We start from the raw sequence: 2,617 nt of genomic DNA, 5'->3' as shown, positions 1-2,617 counted from the left end.
CAGTCTGCCTGTAGCAGACGCTCTAGCCGCGCAAGGGGTGCCGTTTGCCTTCATGACAGGCTATTCGAGCCACAAACTCGGACGATATAGCGACCACTTGGTGCTCACGAAACCCGTTCGAGAACAAGACTTGGAGGCCGCGCTGTCGCAGATTTTGGCAACTAAGGGACCGCTTAGCGCGGAGTCGAATGCGAGCCAACCCGGAAGTAACATCAGTTCGGGCCTCTCCGACCGTCTCAATCGCTGAGAAGCCAAAGCATTCGTGCAGAAGGTGGGATGGGGCGTCCATGCCCTTCGGAAGGAGGCGAGCTGACCAAAGTGATGTCCGCGCTTACTTCAGCAGCTCGACAAGGTTACTGAGGGCGACAGACGCAGCCAAGGTAAAAACAATGAGTGAAGACCTCACCCAAATCGGCAGGGCATGACCCACAATATAGGCAGTTCTCGGCGTTTTCGTTGGCCATGAACACGAAGTATCCGGCAGACTTCTCAGAGGGAGGGAAGGAGACAAAGTCATAAGCTCCCGACCGCTGGCCTCTACGCTCGTCTATCTCCTGAGCTGTCGACTTACACAAGCTCTCCAGCTTGTCTTGGTCCCACGCGGAAGCTTGCGTGGCCTCTTTGGCTACGTCACCACAGATCCGGTCTGACTGAGCGTCTACGAGGATGAGCCGCATACTTGCACGCGCGACTAACAAGAGCCTGCGCCAGGTTAACAGGTCATTAACAAAGGTCAATTCGGGGAACTACGGTGGGGCCTGTCTTGCAGAGCATTAACAGCGGCTGAGGTCAACAGCAGAAGCTGCGCCACAGGAAAGTCTCTTCACGCCCATATCAACAGATATCCGCTTGGGTCTTTGTGGATAGGCCCCGCAGCGTCTCTGAGCCTTGTATTAGCATTACAGTTGCAATTTCATATGGGAACGCTTTGCTTGGGCCTGGTGTGCTCGCCTCCAAAGCGACCAAGCAATGATAAACTCGGGCCGGATGCGTTTTCTTGCCAGGCGTGTCGCCAGGCGGCGGATTTCCTGTATCGCGGCGTTGGCGTGAGCCCGGATCGCAGCCATCATGGCGAAGGCCAGCATGACGAGCGAAACATGACGACGCCATCCATGCCAAGAACGTGTCTCGTTGTGATCGAGGCCGAGTTCGTTCTTCGCGGTTTCGAAGCTATCTTCGATGGCCCAGCGACGTCCTTCGATTTTCGCCAATCTTTCGATTGAGGTCCCGCTCGGCGCCCATGTCGTGAAAAAGGCAAGATCACCATCAGCAATTTTACGGCGGATCAGAAGTCCGCGCGTCCAGGAAACGCCCGCAAGCGCATGGCTGTAATCGCCCGCATCGAGATCGGCGAGTTCGAGATAGGCCCAGTCGTGCAGGCGCTCGCCCTTCGCCCGCGCGCCCGCCGAGAGCCGGCGCCAGGCGGATGCCGCCAGGCCGTCCGCAATTGCTTTGGCCGTGCCCGAAATGAACTTTGCTTTGCCCCAGGAATGGAAAGGCTCGTTGGATTTCACGCCGAGAACATAGCCTTTGCCTGCGCGTCGCAGTGCCATTTCAATATCGCCCACGCCGTAGACCGTGTCGGCGGCGACAAAGGAGAATGGGACATTCGCCCTGATCGCTCTTTCGATCATGGAAAGCGCCAACGCCGGCTTGGTGGCAAAGCCGCCATTGGCGCTGTCTAAAATCTCGTGCGGAACATGCGCCTTGGTCATGCGCGCTTTATCATCGGTCCAGCTCTTTGGCAGATAAAGCTCACGGTCGATGAAGGCATGGCCGCGCTCTGTGGCGTAGCAGGCGAAAACGCCGATCTGGCAGTTCGTGACCTTTCCCGCTGAGCCTGTATATTGCCGCGCGACGCCGCAGGACGCCTTGCCCTGCTTCAAGAAGCCGGTCTCGTCGACAACGAGAACTGCATCGTCGACCGCTAGGGTTTCAAGCGCATAATCACGCACAATATCCCGCAGCGCATCCGCGTCCCAACGTCCGCGGCCCAGGATTGCCTGTTGCCGCCAAGGCCCCGGATCGCCCGCGGCTTCGGCTCGCATCCAACCTGTCTTGCGTCGCTCTTCGCCCAGCAACCCGTCGAGAAAATGCTCGGCAGATTGCGCGATGCGTTCCTGCGTGAACAGGGGCCGCATCCGTCGCTTCACGTCACGCAGCGACGACGCCCACAACTCCAGCGTCGTTTCGATCGAAGCTCCCGACATTCCATGATCCTTCAAACCGAATCATGGTGACCCATGGAGTCAGAACTGCCGATTAAATGCAACTGTAATGTTAGATTAGGGCTCGGACCCATAAAAATGGTTGGCGTGAGGGCGGCGTCGTGATTCACAAGCTTCCGATAGGAGGCGCCCATGATTCCCGACCGGTTTTGGCTGACGGAGGCCCAGTTCGCGAAGATCGCGCCTCATCTTCCGACCGACACGCGCGGCAAGGCGCGGGTCGATGATCGGCGGGTGATCAGCGGCATTTGTCAATGGCACCCGAAATTTCCCCACTTTTGGCGAACGAAAATTCCCCAGTCTGGCGGGTCGGGCGATCAGCCTGCGAGGTGATCAGCGCCTCCGTTTTTGGGCGGCCGTCCGCGGCGTTTCAGGGTCGCCGGGACAGG

Annotated in this window: 1 protein-coding gene and 2 pseudogenes; 2 read left to right on the top strand and 1 reads right to left on the bottom strand. The window is 58.4% G+C overall.

What is annotated here, in order from left to right:
- Window positions 1–247 (top strand): annotated as a pseudogene (locus ACR652_RS19450) (hypothetical protein); the annotation flags it as partial.
- Between the two features lie 652 nt (window positions 248–899).
- Here ACR652_RS19450 and ACR652_RS19445 read toward each other — a convergent pair.
- On the bottom strand, window positions 900–2,210 hold the full coding sequence (locus ACR652_RS19445; RefSeq protein WP_434508125.1) for an IS701 family transposase: 1,311 nt from the start codon (window positions 2,208–2,210) through the stop codon (window positions 900–902).
- Between the two features lie 150 nt (window positions 2,211–2,360).
- On the opposite strand from ACR652_RS19445, the pseudogene ACR652_RS19440 reads away from it, so the two are divergent.
- Window positions 2,361–2,477 (top strand): annotated as a pseudogene (locus ACR652_RS19440) (IS5/IS1182 family transposase); the annotation flags it as partial.
- Between the last annotated feature and the right edge of the window lie 140 nt (window positions 2,478–2,617).

This window comes from Methylocystis sp. (assembly GCF_051061225.1).
Taxonomy (GTDB): domain Bacteria; phylum Pseudomonadota; class Alphaproteobacteria; order Rhizobiales; family Beijerinckiaceae; genus Methylocystis.
The sequence above is the reverse complement of the archived record's forward strand: the minus strand, read 5'-3'. Positions and strand labels throughout refer to the sequence as shown.